The organism is Herbidospora galbida (assembly GCF_005233835.1).
GTDB classification, from domain to species: Bacteria; Actinomycetota; Actinomycetes; order Streptosporangiales; family Streptosporangiaceae; genus Herbidospora; species Herbidospora galbida.
In genome coordinates, this window is the sequence record NZ_SZQA01000017.1 from 38,277 (window position 1) to 58,949 (window position 20,673).

Genomic DNA, 20,673 nt, shown 5'->3' on the forward strand with positions numbered 1-20,673 from the left:
CGTGTGGAACGAGCCGCGTCCTCTTCCGCCTCCCCCCACGCGGGTCTGGCGTGACCTTGCGCTGATCGGCCTGCTGGCCCCGGCCGTGGTGCTCGAAGGGGTGCTGCGGCCGGAACTGCCCCGGCCGGTGGTGGCGCTGACGCTCGCGCTGGTGCCGGCGCTGTGGTGGCGGCGGGCCCATCCGCTGCTCGTGGTCGTGCTCGCCTTCGGCGGCACCCTCGTGGCCGACCTGCTGATGGGCCGCCCCGACGACACCTACACGGCGGCGTTCCTGCTGATCCTGCCCTACACGCTGGGCCGGTGGGGGTCGGGGCGGGAGATCCTGGCGGGCGCCGCGCTCATGGCGGGCAACGTCGTCCTGTCGGTCCAGGCGCCCGGCGACCTGGTCGGCGCCCTCGCCGTCGTCTCGATCGCGCTGCTGGCCGGGATCGCCGTCCGGTTCCGGGTCCGGGTCCAGCAGCGCGACCGCGAGCAGGTGAAGCTGCTCGAACGCGAACGCCTGGCCCGCGACCTGCACGACACCGTCGCCCACCACGTGTCGGCGATGGCGATCCGGGCCCAGGCGGGGCTGGCCCGCGCGGAGAAGGACCCCGGCGCGGCCGTGGAGGCGCTGAAGGTCATCGAGGCCGAGGCGTCGCGGGCGCTGGCCGAGATGCGGACGATGGTCCGGGTGCTGCGCCACCCCGCCGACCTCGATCCGGCCCGCGGCGTCGCCGATCTGCCGGAGCTCCAGAAGGGCTCCGGCGTCCCGGTCGACGTCGAGGTGGCCGGCGACCTCGGCAGCCTCCCGCCCCCGACCGACGCGGCGATCTTCCGGCTGGCCCAGGAGTCGGTCACCAACGCCCGGCGGCACGCCCGCCACGCCACCCGCATCCACGTGCTCGTCGCGGCCGACGGAGACCGGGTCAGGCTACGGGTCACCGACGACGGGGAGGCCCCCGTGCCGGGCGCGACGGGTTATGGTCTCCTCGGCATGGCCGAACGGGCCACCCTCCTCGGCGGCACCTGCGAGGCGGGCCCCGCCCCCGGCCGTGGCTGGACCGTCACCGCCGTGCTCCCGAGGACCGCATGACCATTCGCGTGATCGTGGCCGACGACCAGGAGATCGTCCGGACCGGCCTGGTGATGATCCTGGAGACCCAGGACGACATCGAGGTCGTCGGCCAGGCCGCCGACGGCCGCCGCGCGGTCGAGCTGGCCCGCAGGCTCAAACCCGACGTGTGCCTGCTCGACATCCGGATGCCCGGGATGAACGGCATCGAGGCCACCCGCGAGCTCTCAAGCGAGGTCGCCGTGGTCGTCATCACCACCTTCGACCTCGACGAGTACGTCTACGCCGCGCTGCGCGCGGGCGCCCGGGGCTTCCTGCTGAAAGACGCCGGGTCGGCGCTGCTCGCGCAGGCGGTCAGGGCCGCCGCGAACGGAGACGCCCTGATCGCGCCGAACGTCACCGCCCGCCTGCTGCGCGCCTTCGCCGGCACGGCCGACCCGGTCCAGCCGTTCGAGCCGCTGACCGACCGGGAGGAGCAGATCATCACCACCGTCGCCCGGGGGCGCACCAACCACGAGATCGCCGACGAACTCCACATCTCGGTCAGCACGGTGAAGTCCCACGTCGCCAGCCTCATGGCCAAGCTCGGCGCCCGGAACCGGGTCGAGATCGCGATGTGGGCCTACGAGACGGGCCGGATCAGGAACGCCTGATGGCCCATTCGGCCACCGCGGCGTTGATCGCCCATCCGGCGGCCATCGCGGCGAACCGCCCGGCGTCGTCGGGGGTGACCCCGGCGACGGCGAACGGCACATGGGTGAACGCCTGGGTGCCGGCGCCCATGGCCAGCGCGTAGGCGCGGATCATCCAGGCCCGGTGGGTGGTGAAGTCTCTGCGCCGGACCGCCAGGACGGCGTACACGACGGCGAAGGCCATCACCCCGCCGACGCCCACCCGCATGATCGTCATCGGCAGGCCGTCGTCGCTCTCCGGCATGTCGTACCAGAGGGCCATCCAGATCCCGCTGAGGGCCACGGTGAGCCCGGCCACCGCCAGCACCCGCCCGGCCCGCCGGTGCCAGGAGCCGCGCCGCAGTGCCGGGACGAACTGGAACGCCCCCACCAGCGCGTAGACCACCGCGCCGACGATGTGCGCCACGACGGGCAGCGGCATGTCGAAGAAGCGGAGGTTGTCGGGCGTGACGGGACCGCCGGAAGAGAGTTCACCGAGCCGGACGCCACCGCCCAGGGTCGGGATCAGGCCGAGGAGGACGAGCCCGGCGGGCAGCAGCCACGGGCGCCTGCGGGAAGCGACGAGGGTCATGCCTCAGATCGTCGCGAGCCGGGCCACCCGTTCACATCGCGCCAACGGCTCCGGCCTGATCGTTCCAAAAGCCGGTGACCGGGCGTACTTTCGGCTAGAGGCGGGGCCGGGCGCCCAGGTTGGCCAGGCACTTGGCGGCCAGCGCGTTGCCCGCCGACAGGGCGTCGGCCGGCTGCTTGCCGTCGAGCCAGCTCGGCAGGAACCCGGCGGCGAACGCGTCGCCCGCGCCGGTGCCGTCGACGACCCGCTCGACCTGCTCGGCCGGGACCTTGACGGCCTCGGACCGGTTGTTGCTGTACCAGAGCGCGCCGTCGGCGTTGCACTTGATCACGACCTGCGGGAACCAGGCGGTCAGCACCTTGGCCGCCGCCTCGGGCTCGTCGCGGCCGGTCAGCACCTTGGCCTGGTCGGCGTTGGCGAACAGCAGCTTCGCGCCGTGGGTCCATTCGAGGAAGGGCTCGGCGCCGGTGCGCTCGACCGGCGCGGAGGAGGCGCAGTCGACCGAGATCGACATGCCCGCCCGGCGGGCCAGGTCGAGGGCGGCCAGACCGGCGTCGCGGGAGCCCTCGCAGATCAGCGTGTAACCCGACATGTGCAGGTGGCTGCCCTGCGTGAACAGGTCGCGGGGCAGGTCTTCGGGCGACAGCGCGGCGTTGGCGCCGGGGTCGGAGAGCATCGTGCGCTCACCCTTGTGGGTGACCAGGACGACACAGGTGCCGGTGGGGCGCTCGGGATCCATGACGAGCCGGGCGTCGACGCCGTAGCCCATCAGCTCCATGTCGCGGTTGCGGCCGGTGATGTCGGCGCCGCGACGCCCGATGAAGGCGACCTCGGAACCCTCGACGGCGAGCCATGAGGCGATGTTGGCCCCGGAGCCGCCACCGTGCATGGTCACCACGGCCGGAGTGTCGCTTGCCCGGGCGAGCGGATACCTGGCGCGGGCGACCGCGTCGGTCATGAGATCGCCCACCACGACGACCCGCGTCATGATGTCACCACCCTTGCTTACTGCAAATCGACGCTGACCCCGAGAAACTTAACAGCTTCTGCAAGCTTCGTGGGGGGTGAGGCGGACACTCGTACACAGTCGATGCACATCCGTTGCCCAACCACCTCGTTTGCGCACAGATACCCTCAGAAGGTGGAACCCGAGTATCCGCCGCACTGGGAGGCCGACGTCGTCCTTTCCGACGGCGGTACCGCTCACCTGCGGCCCATCCGCCCCGATGACGCCGAACTGTTGCGTTCCTTCTACTCCCGCCTCTCCGCCCAGTCGATCTACTTCCGTTTCTTCGGTCCCCGTCCGCGCCTCTCGGACCGGGAGGTCACCCGCTTCACGACGGTCGACTACAACGACCGGCTCGCTCTGATCGCCACCATCGGAGCCGAGATGGTGGCGGTGGTCCGTTACGACCGGGTCAAGCCCGCCGACCACGCCGAGGTGGCCTTCCTCGTCGAAGACGCCCACCAGGGGCGCGGCCTCGCGGCGGTCCTTCTCGAACACCTGCGGGCCGCCGCCCGGGAACGCGGCATCCGGACCTTCATCGCCGACGTGCTGCCCGCCAACCACCGGATGACCCAGATGTTCCGGCAGGCCGGATACATCGCGCAGAGCACGTTCGAGGACGGCGTCGTCCGGATGACCCTCGACCTCGCCAGCACCCCCGACTCGCTGGAGGTGGTGACCGGGCGGGAGCACCGCGCCGAGGCCCGGTCGATCGAGCGGCTGCTCAAGCCCGAGTCGGTCGCGGTAATCGGGGCCAGCCGGGAGCCGGGCGGGATCGGGCAGACCGTGCTGCGCAACCTGCTCCGGGCCGAGTTCACCGGGCCGGTCTACCCGGTGCACAGAGAGGTGCGGGCGGTCGCGGGCGTGCGGGCGTACAAGAACATGGCCGCGATCGACGGCGAGGTCGACCTGGCGATCGTGGCCGTCCCGGCCGAGAGCGTGCTGGACGTGGTCGAAGAGTGCGCCCAGAAGGGCGTGAAGGGCCTGGTCGTGGTCTCCAGCGGGTTCGCCGAGACGGGCGAGGAGGGGCTGCGGCGCGAGCAGGAACTCGTGCGGATCTCCCGTGCCTACGGCATGCGGGTCGTCGGGCCCAACTGCCTCGGCATCGCCAACACCGACCGGTCGATCAAGCTCAACGCCACCCTGGCCGGACGGTTGCCCGCGCGCGGGCGCATCGGCTTCTTCAGCCAGTCGGGCGCCCTCGGGACCGCCCTGCTGCACCGCGTCGACCAGCGCGGCCTGGGCATCTCCACCTTCGTCTCCGCCGGGAACCGGGCCGACGTGTCGGGCAACGACCTGCTCCAGTACTGGGAGGAGGACCCGGCGACCGAGGTCGTCCTCCTCTATCTGGAGTCGATGGGCAACCCGCGCAAGTTCACCCGGCTGGCCCGGCGGATCTCCCGCACCAAGCCGATCGTGGCGGTGAAGTCGCAGGCCGCCGAATTCGGGCTGCCCGACAGCGCGGTCTCGACGCTGTTCGAGCAGGCCGGGGTGATCCGGGTCGACGACCTCACCCAGCTCTTCGACGTCGCCCAGCTGCTCGCCTGCCAGCCCCTCCCCGAAGGGCCGCGCGTCGGGATCGTGAGCAACTCCGACGCCCTGGCCCGGCTGGCCGCGCACGCCTGCGTCAGCGCGGGCCTCGCCCCCTCGACCGCCGACCTCGGCGCCCGCGCCGGGGCCGCGGAGTTCGGCGCCGCGCTCTCGTCGATCCTCTCCGGCGTCGACGCCGCCGTGGTCGTCTACATGCCGCCCGTGCCCGGCCCCGACTCCGAGGTCGCCGCCGAGCTGGTGCGGGTCGCGGGGGAGAGCGGCAAGCCGGTGCTGGCCACCTTCCGGGGAGAGGCCGGGGTCCCGGCCGCGCTGCGCGCGCCGGGAGAAGGTCCCGCACGGGGTTCGATCCCGTCCTATCCGGCGCCCGAGGAGGCGGTCAGGGCCCTCGCTCTGGCGGTACGCCATGCGCAGTGGCGCCGGGGCGACGAGGGCACCGTCCCCGAACTCGGCGGGATCGACGTGGTCGCCGCGCGCGAGATCGTCTGCCGGGCCGCCGAGGAGCCGGTCGAGATCGACGCCACCGAGCTGCTGCGGGCCTACGGCGTCGAGGTCTGGCCGTCGGAGACCGTGACCTCGACCGAGGAGGCGGTCGCGGCGGCCGGGCGCCTGGGTTTTCCCGTGGTGGTCAAGTGGGACGGCACCGGTCGCGCCGGGACGGTCCGCCTGGCGCTGCCCGACGAGGGCGCGGTCGCCAGGGCGTACACGGACCTGGAGAAGGTGTTCGGGCCCCGGCTGGCGGTCCAGCGGATGGCGCCGCAGCCGGCCGTGCCGACGGTGATCACCTCGGTGCAGGACCGGGACTTCGGGGCCGTGGTGTCGTTCGGCCTGGGGGAGATCGCCGCCCGGCTGCTCGGCGACGACGCCTACCGGCTCGCTCCGCTGACGGCTGAAGACGCCGCCGGGCTGGTCCGGGCCCCCAAGGCCGCGCCGCTGCTGTTCGGCGCGCACGGCTATCCGCCCGTGGCGGTGGGCGATCTGGAGGAGGTGCTGTGCCGGATCGGGCGGCTGGCCGACGCGCATCCGCAGGTCGCGGCGCTGCGGCTGGACCCCGTCTTGGTGGGTGAGAACGGCGTCCACGTATTGGGCGCACGGGCGGTGCTGAAGGCCGTCACCGGGCCCCGGCCGGACGTGGGTCCGCGAAGATTGCCATCCTGACAGCCCGGTGAAATCAGGGTGCTTGACAGGGCAGGATGGTCCCATGAGGGATACCCGAGTCTCGGCTGCAGGTCTGCGCGAGGCCATCGACCGAAGTGGCTACTACCCCGACCTGGTCGCCGACGCCGTCGATTCCGCCCTGGGCAAGGAGAGCGTCAGCGCCTACGTCGTCCATCATGAGGCCACGTTCGACCCGGCCATGGAAGTCCGCCGGCACGTCACGGTCCTGGTGCTGTCGCCCACCCGGCTGCTCGTCTGCCACACCGACGAGCACCCGCCCGCAGAGGGAAACCCCGCCTCCCACGCGTCGACGACCACCGAGGCGGTCCGGCTGAGCCGGGTCCAGTCCGTCGCGCTCACCCGCCTGGTGCCCGACCCGGCGTCCTACTCGCCCGGCGTCGCCCCCAGCGAGGTCACGCTCACCATCGGCTGGGGCGCCATCTCCCACGTCGACCTCGAACCCGCCACCTGCGGCGACGAGAACTGCGAGGCCGACCACGGCTACACCGGCTCGATCACCGCCGACGACCTCCAGCTCCGCGTCAGCGAGGCGGCCGACGGCCCCGAGGCCGTGCGCCACGTGCTGGCCTTCGCCCGCGCCCTGTCGGAGGCGACGGCGCGCACGTGATGGCCACCCTCGCCGACATCGCCGGTTCCGTCCACGCCACCTTCGACGGAACCGGCGGCGGCACGCTGGGGCTCGACCCGGCCGAGAAGGTGTGCCTGTTCATCGTCGACGGCATGGGCGCCGACCTGCTCGCCGCCCACCCGTCCCGCGCGCCGTTCCTCGCTTCGGCGCTCTCCCGGGTGCTCACGGCCGGCCTGCCGTCGTCGACCCCGACCAGCCTGGCGACCATCGGGACCGGCGTGCTGTCCGGCAACCACGGCATGCTCGGCATCACCGTCGCGGTGCCCGGCGAGAACCGGCTGCTCAACTGCCTGCGCTGGCAGACCGACGGCCCGCCCGTCGACCCGGTGACCTGGCAGCCCGTCGACACCGTGTTCCAGCGGCTGGCCCGATTCGACGTCGCCTCCTCCTACGTCGCGCCCGCCGCCTTCGACGGCACCGGCCTCACCGAGGCGGTCTACCGGGGCGTCCGCTACGTGCCGGCCGACACCCTCGACGAACGGGTCGCGGGCGTCCACGCCGCCCTGCGCGCGTCCCGCAAAGCCTATGTGACCTGCTATTACGGCGAGCTCGACGCGATGGGCCACATGACCGGCTGGGGCTCGCCCGAATGGCTCGACCAGCTGTCGGTCGTCGACGGCCTGGCCGAACGGCTCGCCGCGGCGCTGCCGCCCGGCGGGGTCCTCTACGTCACCGCCGACCACGGCATGATCAACGCCACCGACAAGGTCGACCTCGACCGCCACCCCGAGCTGACCGAGGGCGTCGCCCTGGTCGGCGGCGAGGCCCGGCTGCGCCACCTCTACACGGTCCCCGGGGCCGCCGGCGCGGTCCTGCAGACCTGGCGCTCGGTGCTCGGCGACCGGGCCAGGGTCGCCACGCGTGAAGAGGCGATCGACGCCGGCTGGTTCGGCCCGGTCGACCCCGCCCTGCTGGGCCGGGTCGGCGACGTCGTCGCCGTGGCCGAGGGGGAGTGTGTGATCGCGTCGTCCCGGGCAGAGCCGCTGGAGTGGTCGATGACCGGCTATCACGGGTCGGTCACCCCCGCCGAACAGAACGTGCCCTTCTTGGAGATCCGCCGATGAGCCCACTGATCACCGCCGCCGACCTCGCCGAAGCGCTGGGCGGGGTGACCGTCCTCGACGTGCGCTGGCGTCTCGGCGGCCCGCCCGGCCCGTCCGAATACGCCCTCGGCCACATCCCCGGCGCGGTCTACTGCGACCTCGACACCGCCCTCGCCGCCCCCGCCGGCTCGGGCGGGCGCCACCCGCTGCCCTCCGCCGCCGCGTTCGAGGCCTCCATGCGGTCGCTCGGCGTCTCCGGCAACCGCCCGGTCGTCGTGTACGACGACTGGAACGCCCTGGCCGCCGCCCGCGCGTGGTGGTGCCTGCGCTACTTCGGGCACGGCGACGTACGGGTGCTCGACGGCGGACTGAAGGCGTGGACCGGCGAACTGTCGAAGGACGCCCCCGACGTGACGCCGGGCGACTTCACCGCCCGCCCCGGCGGCATGCCGCTGATCACCGCCGCCCAGGCCGCGATCCTGGCCGACGACGGCGTTCTCCTCGACGCCCGCGCCCCCGAGCGCTACCGGGGCGAGGTCGAGCCGGTCGACCCCGTGGCCGGCCACATCCCCGGCGCGGTCAACGCCCCGACGACCGAGAACCTGGAGCCCGGCGGCCGCTTCCACCGGCCCGAGTTCCTGCGCGAGCGCTTCAACACCCTCGGCGTCGTCGAGGGTGTTCCGGTGGGCGCCTACTGCGGCAGCGGCGTGACGGCGGCCCATGAGGTGCTGGCCCTGGAGTCGGCGGGCATCACCGCGTCCCTGTACGCCGGATCGTGGTCCGAATGGATCACCGGCCCGGGCCGTCCGGTGGAGAGGTCCTGATCGATTCGGCCGTCCCGGTCTCTCGGCGGCGTGGCTGGGCGACCGCGGCGATCTGGCTGATCGTCGCGCTGTTCGGCGTGTGGGCGGCGCTGCGGCTCGTTCCCGGTGACGTGGCGTTCTGGTGGGTGCAGCTGGTGGCGTTCACCCCTTACGTGGCGTTATCGTCACCGGTCGCGCTTGTCCTGGCTCTGGCCGCCCGGCGGTGGGCGGCCGGGGGAGCGGCGCTGGCGGTGTGCCTGGTCTTCGCCGCGGTCGTCGTGCCCCGGATGGTCGGCGAGAGCCCTTCGGGCGGGGGCGGGCCGCGTCTACGCGTGCTGGCGGTGAACCTGCTCGCGGGAGGGGCGCCGGCGGAGGAGGTCGTGCGGCTGGTCCGGGAGCTTCGGGCCGACGTGGTGGCTTTTCAGGAGCTCTCCCCAGACGCCGTGGAGGCGATGGGGCGGGCGGGCATCGACGCCCTCCTGCCGCACCAGGTGACGGAGGCCCGGCGCGGGACGCGCGGGTCGGGGATCTACGCCCGCTTCCCGGCCACCCGGGTGGGGCTGCTCGACTTCGGGGGATTCGGGCAGCTCATGGGGCGGCTTGACGTTGACGGGGTGACGGTGGACATGGTGTCCGTGCACCCGTGCGCGCCTTATACGGCGGCGCTTCACCAGTGCTGGGGCGAGGGCCTCGCCGCCCTTCCTCGGCCTGGCGGTTCGGCCAAGCTTCTCATCGGCGATTTCAATGCCACGCTCGACCATGCGAGAGTCCGCGACCTGCTCGACTCCGGGTATCGCGACGCGGCCGAGGCGACGGGCAACGGCCTGCAGACGACGTGGCCGGCCCTTCCGCGCGACTTCAACGGGCTGCTGCCTATCCCGCCTGTGACCATCGACCACGTGCTGACCGACAGCCGGACCGCGATCCACGCCTTCTCGGTTCACCTGCTTCCCGACACCGACCACAAGGCGGTCTTCGCGGACGTGGAGCTTCCCGGCCCCGGGAACTGAACGCACATCGGGTGGCGCACCCGAAGGGACCGGAGCAGGTCAATCCCTGGCACGTCGATGTCTCGCGGGCGGAAAGCCTTTCAGGCCGGCCACCTGGGGAGTGCGGGCGTTGGTGGCATAACCGGAAATGTCGGCATGTCGGTTGGCTCCAGACGGCTGTCTTGCGAACTAGAGGACTGCGGGCGGCTGTGGCGTCAACCGGTGCCGAAGCAGGCGAATCCCGGCACGTCGGTGGCCACGGCCGCGCCCGCGAGGGCCTGAGCCGGGGACTGTCCCCGGGCCAGCAACCGGTGGAACTCCACCATCAGGCGGGCCGCCTCGTCGTCGCGGACCGGCACGATGCCCGCGATCACCGTGCGCGCCCCTCGGTCGAGGAAGGCCCCCGCCAGCCCGAACGCCGCTCCGTCGGCGGGAGCCGACGCCATCCCGGCGTCACACGAGGACAGCACCACGAGGGGCGGCACCCGCGTCAGGCGGAAGAACTCGTGCACCAGGAGCGGGCCGTCGTCCAGGAGGATGCTCGACATCATCGGCCGGCGCCCGGAGAAGATGCCGTGGGCGGCGATGTGCACGATGCCCGCCCGTCCGAGAGCCTCCAGCAGAGCGGCCCGCGTGGCGGGCACCCGCTCTCCCTTCTCGTGGACGCCCACCACCGCCGCCACCTCCTCCTCCGCATGGGCCAGATCGGGCCCGGCGAGCGCCACCACCGGCACGCCGACCTCCCGGCGGGTGACGGCCAGCGCGGCCGAAGGGGCGACCGACACGGCCCGCCCGCGCAGCGACGGCAGCAGCGACCAGGGCAGGGAGTGCAACGCGACCGTGGGGACCACGCTGACGGCTCCCGGCGGCAGCCGGAGCGGCCGGATCAGCGCCTCGTCGAGCGCGGACAGCTCCCGCAGGAGGCCGGGTGACAGTCCTTCCTCACCTTCCGGACGGGTGTCGCGGAGGTTTCTCCGGCGCAGGTTGTAGCGGATCCGCACCATCGCCTCGGTGACGGCCGACAGCGACCCCAGGCCGTGGAGCGTGACCCGGTCGCCGTGGGCGACTACGGCATGGAGGGCGTCCTGGTCGCGTACCAGCTCGACCAGCACCTCGGGCCGCTCGGCCACCGGCTCCGCACCGCTGACGAGAGCCCGCCACCGCTCCGACCAGAGCAGCACGTCGTCGGCGCTCTCCTGCCTGATGGCCAGTTCGAGCCCCAGCGTCGCGATCTCCTCGGCCACTCGGGAAACCCGCCAACGCTCATCGGCGAGCCGCCTCACGTGCGGAACGGCACCGAGTGTCGACGTCACGAAATTTCGGGACATGCGAATGGCTGGGACCGGCGGCGTGGTGGGGTGCCCGCCCGGACGACCTCCCTCCGTGACCTTGGAGACGCCGTCAGACGCCGATGCGAATCCACCCGAGTCAGGCATCGCGTCATGATGCCGATCGGTCGGCAGAGGCATCGAGGCAGGCTGCGGTGGCTCAGTAGCGCCCCGCACAGCCGCGTCCCCGGGCGACGTTTCCGAGGCCAGCCGAGACATCTCCCGGAGCGACTCGGCGAACCCCCGCCGGGTCAGTTCGAGCGCCTCGGCGAGCTCGCCGCCCACCCATCGCCGCAGCGCCTCCGCGTGAAGCCGCGTGGCCACGCACCCCGACCCGTCCCGGACCCGGTCCAGCATCCGCTGCGCGACCACCAGCCCGCCGACCCCACGACCGCACCGGCGCACGAACGCCGACACCGCGAACAGCCGCAGCTCATCGGCCTCCGACCGCCACCCCGCAGCCTCCAGTTCATCGGCCCCGGCGGCGCACTCGCCGAGCAACCCCTCTTCGATCCCGCTCTCGGCCGCCTGCGCCGGCCTGCCCAGCCTCAGTCCATCGTCGAGTCCGTTCTCGGTCGTCTGGGCGAGCCGCGCCCGTAGCAGCACGTCGCGTGCTCTGGTCTCCCACGCCGCCCGTCCCAGTCGCCCGAACTCCGTCAGCGCCGTCGAGGCCGTGTCCTCGGCCCGCCGTACATCCCCTGTCAGCAACTCGACCGTCGCCAGCAGCAGCCGGGCGTGCGCAGTGGCAGGGCGGGCCGAGGTCAGGTCGGGCAGGGCGAGTTCGAGGAGCATCCGGGCCTCGCCCGGGAGGCGTGCTCCGACGAGGGCCGAGGCGAACTCGGCTCGGGTGAGGGCCAGGCGCTCCGGGGACTCGTACAGGGAATCCTCGGCACTCAGATGGACGTCGAACGCCGCCAGGATGTCGGCGCGCCGGGCCGCCGCGAACGGGCCGTAGGACTCAGGCGCGGACACGCAGCCAGCGGGTGACCACCGGGGGATCGCTCGGGCGGTGGTAGGCCACGCTCACCCAGCCGGGCGGGAGCCCGGCCACGGCGAACTGGCCGTCGGCGGAGGGCACGCGGACCTTCGTCACGTGCGGGGTGCGGACCTCGACGTAGGCGTCGGGCGCCGGCGGCGGGCTCACCTGGCCGGCGATCTCCAGGCGGCCCTCGGTGATGGTCGTCTCGACGTCGAGGGTCGTGTCGCCGGCCGCGAACCGGTGCATCTGGGGCTTTCCGCCCGCCCGTGCGCCGGAGGCGGCCGTCAGGTCGGCCGGGGCCGCGACGACGCAGCCGGGCAGGCGCATCGCGAGCGCGGCCATCGCGTCGGCCGCCAGCCGGCCGGGAGCGGGGTCGGCCTGGGCCGCCAGGCGCATCGCCGCCAGCATGTACGTCTCCAGCGCGGCGTCGTCAGCACTCAAGGGGATCCTCCTTGAGCAGGGTCCGGAGTTTGGCCGAACACCGCGTCCGGGTCGGCCCCACGCTGCCGATCGGGATGTGCATCCGGGCCGCGACCTGCGCATACCGTACATCTGGATTGAGGGCGAAGAGCCGGAGCATGGTCCGGCACGGCTCGTTGAGCCGGGACACGCGCGACCAGAGAGTGCGCCCGTAGTCGGCGTCGACGATCTCCGTCGTCGGATCGGGCGCCGCGAGCGTGGGATGTTCGTAGAGGTCGGGCGGGTCGGCCGGGAACTCCTGCCCGGCCCTGCGGCCGAGCCGCAGCGCCTCGCGCCGCGTCGTCGTCATCAGCCACGCCCCGACCGCCCGCGGGTCGCGGATGCGGTCGACGCTCTCGATCAGCCGGAGCCACGCTCCCTGTACGGCGTCGGACGCGTCGGCCGCCCCCAGCCCCGCCGCCCGCGCCACAGCCCACATCTGACTGTTGAAGCTGGCGACCAGCTCGGACCAGGCATGGTCGTCGAGCAGATCGAGAGGGATCGATTCGTCGTGAACCTCGAAAAGCACGCGTCACTGACCCTTTCCGCACCAGCCTCACTGACTGTGCTGACAGAGGAGCGTTGCGTGAGCAACTCTAGCCATGGTGTCCGGCGCCGCCCGGTGAGATCGCGGAATTCCGGAAGGGTGGCCAACTTCCACGATCGCGCCGATTTACGCCTTGAGGAGAGACCGATTCGCCCGGCGGCCAAGCGGGAATCGGTATGACCCTCCTCTGGTGCCCCGCCGCGACGGACGGTAGTCTCTCCTAGAGTCACTTGTGATCATCCCAGTATGAGGCCGTTGGGGAAGGCGCACCTCGTACGAATCGGGAGGTCCGGTGGCTGCTGCTCGTGGCGTCCTGTACGTCCACTCGGCTCAGCCTGCGCTGTGCCCACACATCGAGTGGGCCGTCGCAGGCATTCTTGGCGTTCCCGTCGACCTGACGTGGACGCCCCAGCCCGCTGCGCCCGGCGCCCTGCGCGCCCAGGCCGAATGGGAGGGGCCCGCCGGCGTCGCCGCCAAGATCACCTCTTCGCTCATGGGGTGGCAGCGCATCCGCTTTGAAATCACCGAAGACCCGTCGCCGGGCAGCGACGGCTCCCGCCATGCGTACACCCCCGCCCTGGGCGCCTTCACGGCGACCATCGGCGTCAACGGCGACATCCTGATCCCGGAGGACCGCCTCCGGAACGTCATGCTGATGGCCAGCCAGGGGCGCGCGGTGCTGGAAGACGAACTCGACAAACTGCTCGGCAAGCAGTGGGACGAGGAACTGGAGTCCTTCCGGTACGCCGGCGAGGGCGCTCCGGTGCGCTGGCTCCACGCGGCCGTCTAGCCGTAGAAAGGGGCGCGTGGCCTCTGACCGCGCGCCCTGCCGCCCTTCACCACGCCCACGGGCCGGGGCCGCCTTACCCGGCCACTACCTTCGTTGGCTAGGCGCTCCCTGCGGCTAGTCATCACGCTCTCCGCCTGGGTCGCCTTCCTGGCCGCCACCTCGACTGCCGCTGGCGAGGGCATCTGCTGCCCCTCGTCGTGACCGCTGGCCAGGGCCACCTTCCGTTGGCCGCCGCCTCGCACAACGCCGGCGTCCGTCATTGAGCGGTACGGTCTGTCGCCTTCTCACCTCGCCACCAGCTCGGGGTGTCTCCTGGCAGCCACCCCCCATGACGCGCGCCTTCTGCCCACATTCGGGCGGTTGGCAGGGCCTTGGCGGTGGCGGGCCGTTTGCTTCGGCCCCACATTTCCTGGAGTCCTCCCGTCCCGTCGGTTTCGGACTTCTCTCGCTTAGTGGAATCGTTTCGGTCCAGGTACCTGCCCGATTGCGGATGCCCGGGCGAAGGCCTGGGTGACACTAGGCTCACCCTTTCGCCACCTTCGTGCCCCACGGGTGCGCGGTCCTCAAATGGTGCGGGTCGGGCACCAGGTCCTTGTTCTCTCGCGGTCGGGCCGGGAACGGGATGGGCTTGCCGGAGCCCGATGACCACCTCGTCGTGGACAGCGGGCAGGTCGGTCGGTGAGCGATGCGCGCGGCGCCCCACTTGGCCGCACCCTGCAAGAAGCGCCCTGAGCTCCGTCGGGCCGATATAACGAAATTTCGGGCGGCTTCAGCCACCCGATCGAAGCCGCCGGAGATCCCGCTGGTGAGAACCGCAGGGTGCACAGCCGGCGGAACGCCGAAGCGCCGCCCCCACAAGCAAGTGGAAGCGGCGCTCAGGACGTACAGAGAAACTAGAGCGGGATGTTCCCGTGGGCGCCCCGCGCCGGCGTCGCACGGGCGATCACCTTCGCGATGGCCCCCCGTGTCTCCCCGGGCTGGATGACCTCGTCGACCACGCCCAGGTCGACCGCGCGGTCGAGGCCGCCGGCGATCTTCTCGTGCTCCTCCGCCAGGCGGTTCTCCAGGTCGGCCCGCTCCTCGTCGGGAACGGCGGCCAGTTCGCGCCGCTTCAGGATGCGCACCGCCGCGACCGCGCCCATGACCGCGATCTGGGCCGTCGGCCAGGCGAACACGCGGGTCGCGCCGAGGGCGCGGGAGTTCATCGCGATGTACGCCCCGCCGTAGGACTTGCGCGTCACCAGCGTCACCCGGGGCACGGAGGCCTCGGCGAACGCGTGGAGGAGCTTGGCCCCGCGCCGGACGACGCCGTCGTGCTCCTGGCCGACGCCGGGCAGGTAGCCGGGCACGTCGACCAGCACGACCAGGGGCACCCCGAACGCGTCGCACATGCGCACGAACCGGGCCGCCTTCTCGGCGGAGGTCGAGTCGAGGCAGCCGCCCAGGCGCATCGGGTTGTTGGCGATGACGCCGACGGTACGGCCGCCGAGACGGCCCAGGGTCGTCACGATGTTGGGGGCCCACTTGGGGTGGAGCTCCACGCCCGGCTCGTCGAGCAGGCCGTTGACCAGCGGCTTCACGTCGTAGGCGCGGCGCACGTTCTCGGGCAGCAGGGTCGAGAAGTCGACCTCGCCGACCTCGCCCAGCCGCACGCGGCCCTGGTGGCCGAGCAGCGTGGCGACCTGGCGGGCCTTCAGCAGGGCCTCGGGCTCCGACTTGGTGACGATGTGGACCACACCGCTGCGCTTGCTGTGGGGCTCGGGGCCGCCCAGCGACGCCATGTCGATGGTCTCGCCCGTCACCGAACGGACGACGTCGGGGCCGGTCACGAAGATGCGGCCCTCGTCGGCGAGGATCACGATGTCGGTCAGCGCCGGGCCGTAGGCCGCCCCGCCCGCCGCCGCGCCGACCACGACGGAGATCTGGGGCACGATGCCCGACGCCTTCGTCATGGCCGCGAAGACGCGGCCCACGGCGTGGAGGGACTCCACGCCCTCGGCGAGGCGGGCGCCGCCCGAGTGCCAGACGCCGATGATCGGCACGCGCTCGCGGACCGCCACGTCGTAGGCGTGGACGATGTGCTCACAGCCCTCGGCGCCCATCGCGCCGCCCTGGACGCGGGCGTCGCTGCAGAACGCCACGACGGGGACGCCCTCGACGCGGCCGGTGACCGCCAGGGCCCCGCTCTTGTCCTGCGGCGAGATCAGCCGCATGGAACCCTCGTCGAGCAGGTGGCCCAGCCGGACGACGGGATCGCGGGGGTCGGCCGCCTCCTGGTCGGAGGCGGCGGTCACCACCCTGTTGTCAACGACAGTCATTGCGTCCCTCTCAGACAGCTGATCAAGCAGTGGTGAAGGCGACGGCGACGTTGTGGCCGCCGAAGCCGAAGGAGTTGTTGATCGCGGCGAGCTGCCCGTCGGGGAGCTTGCGCGGCTCGCCGCGCACGATGTCCACGTCGAGGCCGTCGGCCGGGTCGTCGAGGTTCGCGGTGGCGGGCACGATGCGCTCGCTCAGCGCCAGGATCGTGAAGACGGACTCGATGCCGCCCGCGCCGCCCAGCAGGTGACCGGTCATCGACTTGGTCGAGGTGACGAGCGGGGAGCCGGTGAGCGCCTCGCGGATGGCCCGCGCCTCGATCTCGTCGCCGACGGGCGTCGAGGTGGCGTGGGCGTTGACGTGGCGGACGTCGGCGGCGCTGATGCCCGCGTCGGCGATGGCCGTCAGCATCGCGGTCTTGCCGCCGATGCCGCTCGGCTCCGGCGCGGAGATGTGGTGGCCGTCGGAGGTGATGCCGACGCCGGCCGCGACCGCGTAGATCTTCGCGCCGCGGGCCTTCGCGTGGGCCTCCGACTCCAGGACGATGATGCCGGCGCCCTCGCCGAGCACGAACCCGTCGCGGCCCTTGTCGAAGGGGCGCGAGGCGCGGTGGGGCTCGTCGTTGCGGGTCGACATGGCGCGCATGGCCGCGAACGAGGCCATGTTCAGCGGGTGGATGGCCGCCTCGCTGCCGCCGGCGACGACGACGTCGGCGCGGCCGGAGCGGATCATCTCGATGGCCTGGCCGATCGACTCGGCGCCGGTCGCGCAGGCGCTGACCGCCGCGTGGGTGCCCGCCTGGGCGCCCAGGTCGATGGAGATCCAGCCCGCGGCGCCGTTGGGCATGAGCATGGGGACGGTGTACGGCGAGAGCCGGTTCCACCCCTTCTCACGGTAGGTGTCGTAGGCCTGCAGGATCGTGTTGATGCCGCCGATGCCGGAGCCGACGACCACGCCGAGCCGGGTCGGCTCGACCTCGGGCGCGCCGGCGTCCTGCCAGGCCTGCCGGGCGGCGATCAGGGCGAACTGCTCGTAGCGGTCGAGACGCCTGGCCTCGGGGCGGGGCAGCACCTCACCGGGGTCGACCGCGGCGACGCCGGCGAACTTCGCCGGGACGGTGTCGACCCAGTCTTCGGTGAGGGTGCGGATGCCCGACCGCCCGTCGAGGAGCGCCGCCCAGGTCGAGGCGACGTCTCCACCAAGGGGCGTCGTCGTGCCGAGTCCGGTGACGACGACTCGCACCCGGTTGGTACTCACTTTGGCTGCACTCCTCTACGGTCGAACGGTTGTGCGGGGGAACTCAGTTCTGGATGAAGTTGATGACGTCCTTGACGGTCTTCAGGTGCTTGAGCTGGTCGTCGGGGATCTCCGCGCCGAACTCGTCCTGGGCCGCCACGGCGATCTCGACCATCGACAGCGAGTCGATGTCCAGGTCGTCGACGAAGCTCTTCTCCGGGGTCACCTCGGAGGCCGGGATACCGGTGATCTCGTTGACGATCTTGCCGAGGCCAGCCAGGATCTCCTGCTCGGTGACTGCCATGTCTCTCCTTTGAGTGGTGTTTCTGGGTTTTCGTACGGCGAAGACCGTACCGGCATTAAGGGATCTCGATGACCTGGGAGGCGTAGGTCAGGCCCGCCCCGAAGCCCAGGAGCAGCGCGAGGCCGCCCGAAGGCACCTCGCCCTGTTCGATCATGCGGGACAGCGCGAGCGGGATCGACGCGGCCGAGGTGTTGCCGGCCAGCACGATGTCGCGGGCGACGACGGCCTTGTCGGCCCCGAGCTTGCGCGCGATGGCCTCGATGATGCGCAGGTTCGCCTGGTGGGGCACGAACGCCGCCAGGTCGGCGGGAGCCACGCCCGCACGCTCGCAAGCCTCTTTGGCCACCGGGTGAAGGGCCGTGGTGGCCCAGCGGAACACCGTCTGACCTTCCTGGTGAAGGGACGACGACCGGTCGTGGATCATGATGGCGTCGGCCTTGTCGCCCGCGCTGCCCCAGACGACCGGGCCGATGGCCGGGGTCTCGGACGGGACGACGACCGCTGCGCCGGCCCCGTCGGCGAAGATCACCGAGGTGGCGCGGTCGTTGATGTCGACCCATTGGGTGAGCTTCTCGGTGCCGATGACCAGCACGTTCTTCGCCGAGCCCGCGCGGATCGAGTCGCTGGCCGCGGCGAGGGCGTAACAGAAGCCCGCGCAGGCCGCGTTGAGGTCGTAGGCGCCCGGCGCCTGGATGGCGAGCCGGTGGGCGACCCGTCCGGCCAGGTTCGGGATCGGGGCCTCGGGGGTGCACGTGGCGACGATCACGAGGTCGATGTCGGAGGCGGCCAGGCCGCTCGCGGCCAGCGCCTTTCCGCCGGCCTGGACGGCCAGGTCGATCTCGGACTCCTCGGGACCGGCGAAGCGGCGCTCCTTGATGCCGACCCGGCTCTGGATCCACTCGTCGTTCGTTTCGATGATCTTGGCGAGATCGTCGTTGGTGACCACGTTCGCCGGCTGGTAATGGCCGAAGGCCAGCACCTTGGCTCCCGGCGCCCCCGCGGGTAGCTTCACTTGATCGCCTCCTTGGCGGCGTCGAGGGCCGGGGTCAGGTCGGCGGGGGTCTTGAGCGCGACGGTCACCGAACCGGGCAGGCCGCGCTTGGCCAGGCCGGTCAGGGTGCCGCCGGGCAGCAGTTCGATCATGGTGACGGGGGTGTCGCCGGTCTCCTGCGCCATGGTCTCCATGCACAGGTCCCAGCGGACCGGGTTGCTCACCTGGTTGACCATGCGGTCGAGGGCGTCGCGGCCCGACATGACGATCGCGCCGTCGGCGTTGGACAGCAGCCGCAGCGCCGGGTCGGCCGGGGCGACGTCGGCCGCGGCGGCGCGCAGCCGCTCGACGGCCGGAGCCATGTGGTGGGTGTGGAAGGCGCCGGCGACCGCGAGGGCGCGCAGCCGGGCCCGCTGCGGCGGGTCGGCCTGGAGGGCCTCCAGCTGCTCCAGCGTGCCGCCCGCGACGATCTGACCGGCGCCGTTGTTGTTGGCGGGGGTCAGGCCGTGCCTGTCGAGGGCGTCGAGGACGTCGACGCCGCCCAGGATCGCGGTCATGCCGGTCGCGGTGACGGCGGCGGCCTCGGCCATCGCCCGGCCGCGCTCGGCGACCAGCGAGACGGCCTGGTCGGCGGTGATGACCCCGGCCAGAGCGGCCGCGGCGAACTCGCCGACGCTGTGGCCGGCGACGAGGTCGGGGGTGACGCCGAGCTCCTCGAAGGCGGCCAGCGCGGCGGCCACCAGAAGCGGCTGCGCGACGGCCGTGTCGCGGATCTCCTCGGCTTCGGCGGTGGTGCCGTAGGCGATGAGGTCGAGCTTCGCGATCTCGGACCATGCTGACAGACGGTCACGGAATCCGGGGAGCTCCAGCCACGGACTCAGGAAGCCTGGAGTTTGGGCGCCTTGTCCCGGCGCGACGATGACGAGCACGGTACCACCCTGCCCTGTAGCCCTTCGACACAGAGCTGGGGATCCGAACGAACTTCGGCCTGCCTCTGTTGTGGAATCCCTACAGTTCTGGTTTCTCCGCAATTAACATGCGGCGGTCAGATTACGGTCAGTCGACCGAGTATCAACCCAACCTGAAGGGTGAATGCGGACCGCCCCTCCGTCGGGGTGTAGCCGGTCAGCTCGGCGATCTTCCGGAGCCGGTAACGCACCGTGTTCGGGTGGACGAACAGCAGCCGCGCCGTCGCCTCCAGCGAGGTGCCCTGTTCGAGGTAGGTCGCCAGGGTGTCGAGCAGCGGCGTGCCGGCCAGCGGCTTGAACACGTTCTCGACCAGCGCCGCGCGGGCGTCCTCGTCGCCGTCGATGGCCCGTTCGGCGAGCAGGTCGTCGGCGAGCACGGGCCGGGGCGCGTCGGGCCACCCGGCGGCGGCCCGCAGCCCGGCGATGGCGGCCCGCGCCGACCGGGCGGCGGCGTGCAGGTCGGGCACCTCGGGGCCGATCACGATCGGGCCGGCGGCGAACCTCGGGACGACCAGGCGGGCGGCCTCACGCAGGCTGTCGGCCCCGCCGACGATCACGATCAGCCGGTCGCCCTGGACCCCGGCGAGCAGGTCGTGGCCCGCCCGCCGGCCCCGGTCGCGCAATCCGTCGATGACGCTCTGGGGGTCGTCGCCCGGGGCGTGCCCGGCGAAGACGACCACGGGCGCGGAGGTCCAGCCGAGGGCGGCGGCCCAGGAGTGGAGGCCGTCGTCGACCTCGCCCCGCACCAGCGCGTCGACGATCAGGGCCTCCAGCCGGGCGTCCCAGGACCCGCGGGCCTCGGCCTCGCGGGCGTAGACCTGGGCGGCGGCGAAGGCGACGTCGCGGGTGTAGCGCAGCATCGCGTTGCGCAGCACCTCCTCGCCGCCGGGCGCGGCGAGTTCCTCGACCTCGGCCTCGACGACCTCGACCACGATGCGGACGAGGTCGACGGTCTGCTGGAGGGAGACGCTGCGTTTGAGCTCGCGGGGCGCGGTGCCGAAGAACTCGATGCTCGGGGTCGGGCGGCCCTGCCCGGCGTGGCCGAACCACTCGACGAAGGCGGCGATCCCGGCCTGCGCGACCAGGCCGACCCAGGAACGGTCTTCGGCCGACAGGGCGCGGTACCAGGCGAGCTGCTCCTCCATGCGGGCCATCGCGGCGGTGCCCAGACTCCCCATCGCGCGGTCGAGCCGCCGCGCCGTGTCTTCACGCACCCTCTCGTTCACGGTTATAGCGTGCCAGGTC

Annotated in this window: 19 protein-coding genes; 8 read left to right on the forward strand and 11 right to left on the reverse strand. The window is 72.3% G+C overall.

All coding sequences use genetic code 11. From position 1 onward, the window contains the following. Position 1: 1 nt before the first annotated feature. Both FDA94_RS18510 and FDA94_RS18515 read left to right on the forward strand, forming a co-directional pair. The gene (locus FDA94_RS18510) at positions 2-1,072 is read left to right on the forward strand and encodes a sensor histidine kinase (protein WP_137248323.1); all 1,071 of its coding nucleotides are present in this window, start codon (positions 2-4) and stop codon (positions 1,070-1,072) included. Beyond that, on the forward strand, positions 1,069-1,704 hold the full coding sequence (locus FDA94_RS18515) for a response regulator (protein ID WP_137248324.1): 636 nt from the start codon (positions 1,069-1,071) through the stop codon (positions 1,702-1,704). The genes FDA94_RS18510 and FDA94_RS18515 overlap by 4 nt, the downstream gene beginning before the upstream one ends. On the opposite strand, the gene FDA94_RS18520 is transcribed toward FDA94_RS18515, so the two are convergent. Both FDA94_RS18520 and FDA94_RS18525 read right to left on the reverse strand, forming a co-directional pair. Next, positions 1,691-2,314 carry a DUF2306 domain-containing protein gene (locus FDA94_RS18520; RefSeq protein ID WP_137248325.1) on the reverse strand — a complete coding sequence of 208 codons (624 nt, stop codon included), beginning with the start codon at positions 2,312-2,314 and terminating at the stop codon, positions 1,691-1,693. The two genes, FDA94_RS18515 and FDA94_RS18520, sit on opposite strands and share 14 nt — an antisense overlap. 94 nt (positions 2,315-2,408) lie before the next feature. Further along, entirely contained in the window at positions 2,409-3,302 is an 894-nt protein-coding gene (locus FDA94_RS18525) for a carbohydrate kinase family protein (protein WP_137248326.1), read from the reverse strand. A gap of 153 nt (positions 3,303-3,455) precedes the next feature. Here FDA94_RS18525 and FDA94_RS18530 point away from each other — a divergent pair, with 153 nt between their 5' ends. The 5 genes from FDA94_RS18530 to FDA94_RS18550 are packed head-to-tail and all read left to right on the forward strand — an operon-like array spanning position 3,456 to position 9,531. Next, the gene (locus FDA94_RS18530; RefSeq protein ID WP_246060026.1) at positions 3,456-6,026 is read left to right on the forward strand and encodes a bifunctional acetate--CoA ligase family protein/GNAT family N-acetyltransferase; all 2,571 of its coding nucleotides are present in this window, start codon (positions 3,456-3,458) and stop codon (positions 6,024-6,026) included. Between the two features lie 43 nt (positions 6,027-6,069). After that, entirely contained in the window at positions 6,070-6,654 is a 585-nt protein-coding gene (locus tag FDA94_RS18535) for a DUF5998 family protein (protein ID WP_030454595.1), read from the forward strand. Further along, positions 6,654-7,739, forward strand: coding sequence for an alkaline phosphatase family protein (locus tag FDA94_RS18540; protein ID WP_137248429.1), 1,086 nt, complete (start codon positions 6,654-6,656; stop codon positions 7,737-7,739). Before FDA94_RS18535 ends, FDA94_RS18540 begins: the two co-directional genes overlap by 1 nt. Beyond that, positions 7,736-8,542: a sulfurtransferase gene (locus FDA94_RS18545; protein ID WP_137248328.1), complete on the forward strand. Its 807-nt coding sequence runs from the start codon at positions 7,736-7,738 to the stop codon at positions 8,540-8,542. Before FDA94_RS18540 ends, FDA94_RS18545 begins: the two co-directional genes overlap by 4 nt. Further along, positions 8,503-9,531: an endonuclease/exonuclease/phosphatase family protein gene (locus tag FDA94_RS18550; protein WP_137248329.1), complete on the forward strand. Its 1,029-nt coding sequence runs from the start codon at positions 8,503-8,505 to the stop codon at positions 9,529-9,531. Before FDA94_RS18545 ends, FDA94_RS18550 begins: the two co-directional genes overlap by 40 nt. Before the next feature lie 194 nt (positions 9,532-9,725). On the opposite strand, the gene FDA94_RS18555 is transcribed toward FDA94_RS18550, so the two are convergent. Genes FDA94_RS18555 through FDA94_RS18565 form a run of 3 tightly spaced genes read right to left on the reverse strand, consistent with a single transcriptional unit; the run spans position 9,726 to position 12,805 of the window. Then, positions 9,726-11,810 carry a CHAT domain-containing protein gene (locus FDA94_RS18555; protein WP_137248330.1) on the reverse strand — a complete coding sequence of 695 codons (2,085 nt, stop codon included), beginning with the start codon at positions 11,808-11,810 and terminating at the stop codon, positions 9,726-9,728. Then, positions 11,797-12,258 (reverse strand): hypothetical protein, encoded by a 462-nt coding sequence (locus FDA94_RS18560; RefSeq protein WP_246060027.1) that lies wholly within the window; start codon positions 12,256-12,258, stop codon positions 11,797-11,799. The genes FDA94_RS18555 and FDA94_RS18560 overlap by 14 nt, the downstream gene beginning before the upstream one ends. After that, positions 12,248-12,805, reverse strand: coding sequence for an RNA polymerase sigma factor (locus FDA94_RS18565; protein WP_246060028.1), 558 nt, complete (start codon positions 12,803-12,805; stop codon positions 12,248-12,250). The genes FDA94_RS18560 and FDA94_RS18565 overlap by 11 nt, the downstream gene beginning before the upstream one ends. 310 nt (positions 12,806-13,115) lie before the next feature. Here FDA94_RS18565 and FDA94_RS18570 point away from each other — a divergent pair, with 310 nt between their 5' ends. Continuing rightward, positions 13,116-13,613 (forward strand): DUF3145 domain-containing protein, encoded by a 498-nt coding sequence (locus FDA94_RS18570; protein WP_062349004.1) that lies wholly within the window; start codon positions 13,116-13,118, stop codon positions 13,611-13,613. Between the two features lie 893 nt (positions 13,614-14,506). Here FDA94_RS18570 and FDA94_RS18575 read toward each other — a convergent pair. The 6 genes from FDA94_RS18575 to FDA94_RS18600 form a co-directional block, all read right to left on the reverse strand. Beyond that, positions 14,507-15,931: an acyl-CoA carboxylase subunit beta gene (locus FDA94_RS18575; RefSeq protein ID WP_137248331.1), complete on the reverse strand. Its 1,425-nt coding sequence runs from the start codon at positions 15,929-15,931 to the stop codon at positions 14,507-14,509. A 22-nt stretch (positions 15,932-15,953) separates the two neighbouring features. Next, positions 15,954-17,186 (reverse strand): beta-ketoacyl-ACP synthase II, encoded by a 1,233-nt coding sequence (fabF, locus tag FDA94_RS18580; protein WP_137248332.1) that lies wholly within the window; start codon positions 17,184-17,186, stop codon positions 15,954-15,956. 43 nt (positions 17,187-17,229) lie between these two features. Then, positions 17,230-17,469 (reverse strand): acyl carrier protein, encoded by a 240-nt coding sequence (locus FDA94_RS18585; RefSeq protein WP_030454584.1) that lies wholly within the window; start codon positions 17,467-17,469, stop codon positions 17,230-17,232. 55 nt (positions 17,470-17,524) lie between these two features. Then, positions 17,525-18,481, reverse strand: coding sequence for a beta-ketoacyl-ACP synthase III (locus tag FDA94_RS18590; protein WP_137248333.1), 957 nt, complete (start codon positions 18,479-18,481; stop codon positions 17,525-17,527). Then, on the reverse strand, positions 18,478-19,389 hold the full coding sequence (locus FDA94_RS18595; protein WP_137248334.1) for an ACP S-malonyltransferase: 912 nt from the start codon (positions 19,387-19,389) through the stop codon (positions 18,478-18,480). Before FDA94_RS18595 ends, FDA94_RS18590 begins: the two co-directional genes overlap by 4 nt. Before the next feature lie 116 nt (positions 19,390-19,505). Then, positions 19,506-20,606, reverse strand: coding sequence for a PucR family transcriptional regulator (locus tag FDA94_RS18600; protein ID WP_137248432.1), 1,101 nt, complete (start codon positions 20,604-20,606; stop codon positions 19,506-19,508). Between the last annotated feature and the right edge of the window lie 67 nt (positions 20,607-20,673).

Coding starts and splice junctions, on each gene's coding strand:
- FDA94_RS18535 (WP_030454595.1), top strand. CDS start 6,070: ATGAGGGATACCCGAGTCTCGGCTGCAGGTCTGCGCGAGGCCATCGAC.
- FDA94_RS18585 (WP_030454584.1), bottom strand. CDS start 17,469: ATGGCAGTCACCGAGCAGGAGATCCTGGCTGGCCTCGGCAAGATCGTC.
- FDA94_RS18575 (WP_137248331.1), bottom strand. CDS start 15,931: ATGACTGTCGTTGACAACAGGGTGGTGACCGCCGCCTCCGACCAGGAG.
- FDA94_RS18520 (WP_137248325.1), bottom strand. CDS start 2,314: ATGACCCTCGTCGCTTCCCGCAGGCGCCCGTGGCTGCTGCCCGCCGGG.
- FDA94_RS18545 (WP_137248328.1), top strand. CDS start 7,736: ATGAGCCCACTGATCACCGCCGCCGACCTCGCCGAAGCGCTGGGCGGG.
- FDA94_RS18525 (WP_137248326.1), bottom strand. CDS start 3,302: ATGACGCGGGTCGTCGTGGTGGGCGATCTCATGACCGACGCGGTCGCC.
- FDA94_RS18550 (WP_137248329.1), top strand. CDS start 8,503: ATGGATCACCGGCCCGGGCCGTCCGGTGGAGAGGTCCTGATCGATTCG.
- FDA94_RS18515 (WP_137248324.1), top strand. CDS start 1,069: ATGACCATTCGCGTGATCGTGGCCGACGACCAGGAGATCGTCCGGACC.
- FDA94_RS18540 (WP_137248429.1), top strand. CDS start 6,654: ATGGCCACCCTCGCCGACATCGCCGGTTCCGTCCACGCCACCTTCGAC.
- FDA94_RS18600 (WP_137248432.1), bottom strand. CDS start 20,606: ATGGGGAGTCTGGGCACCGCCGCGATGGCCCGCATGGAGGAGCAGCTC.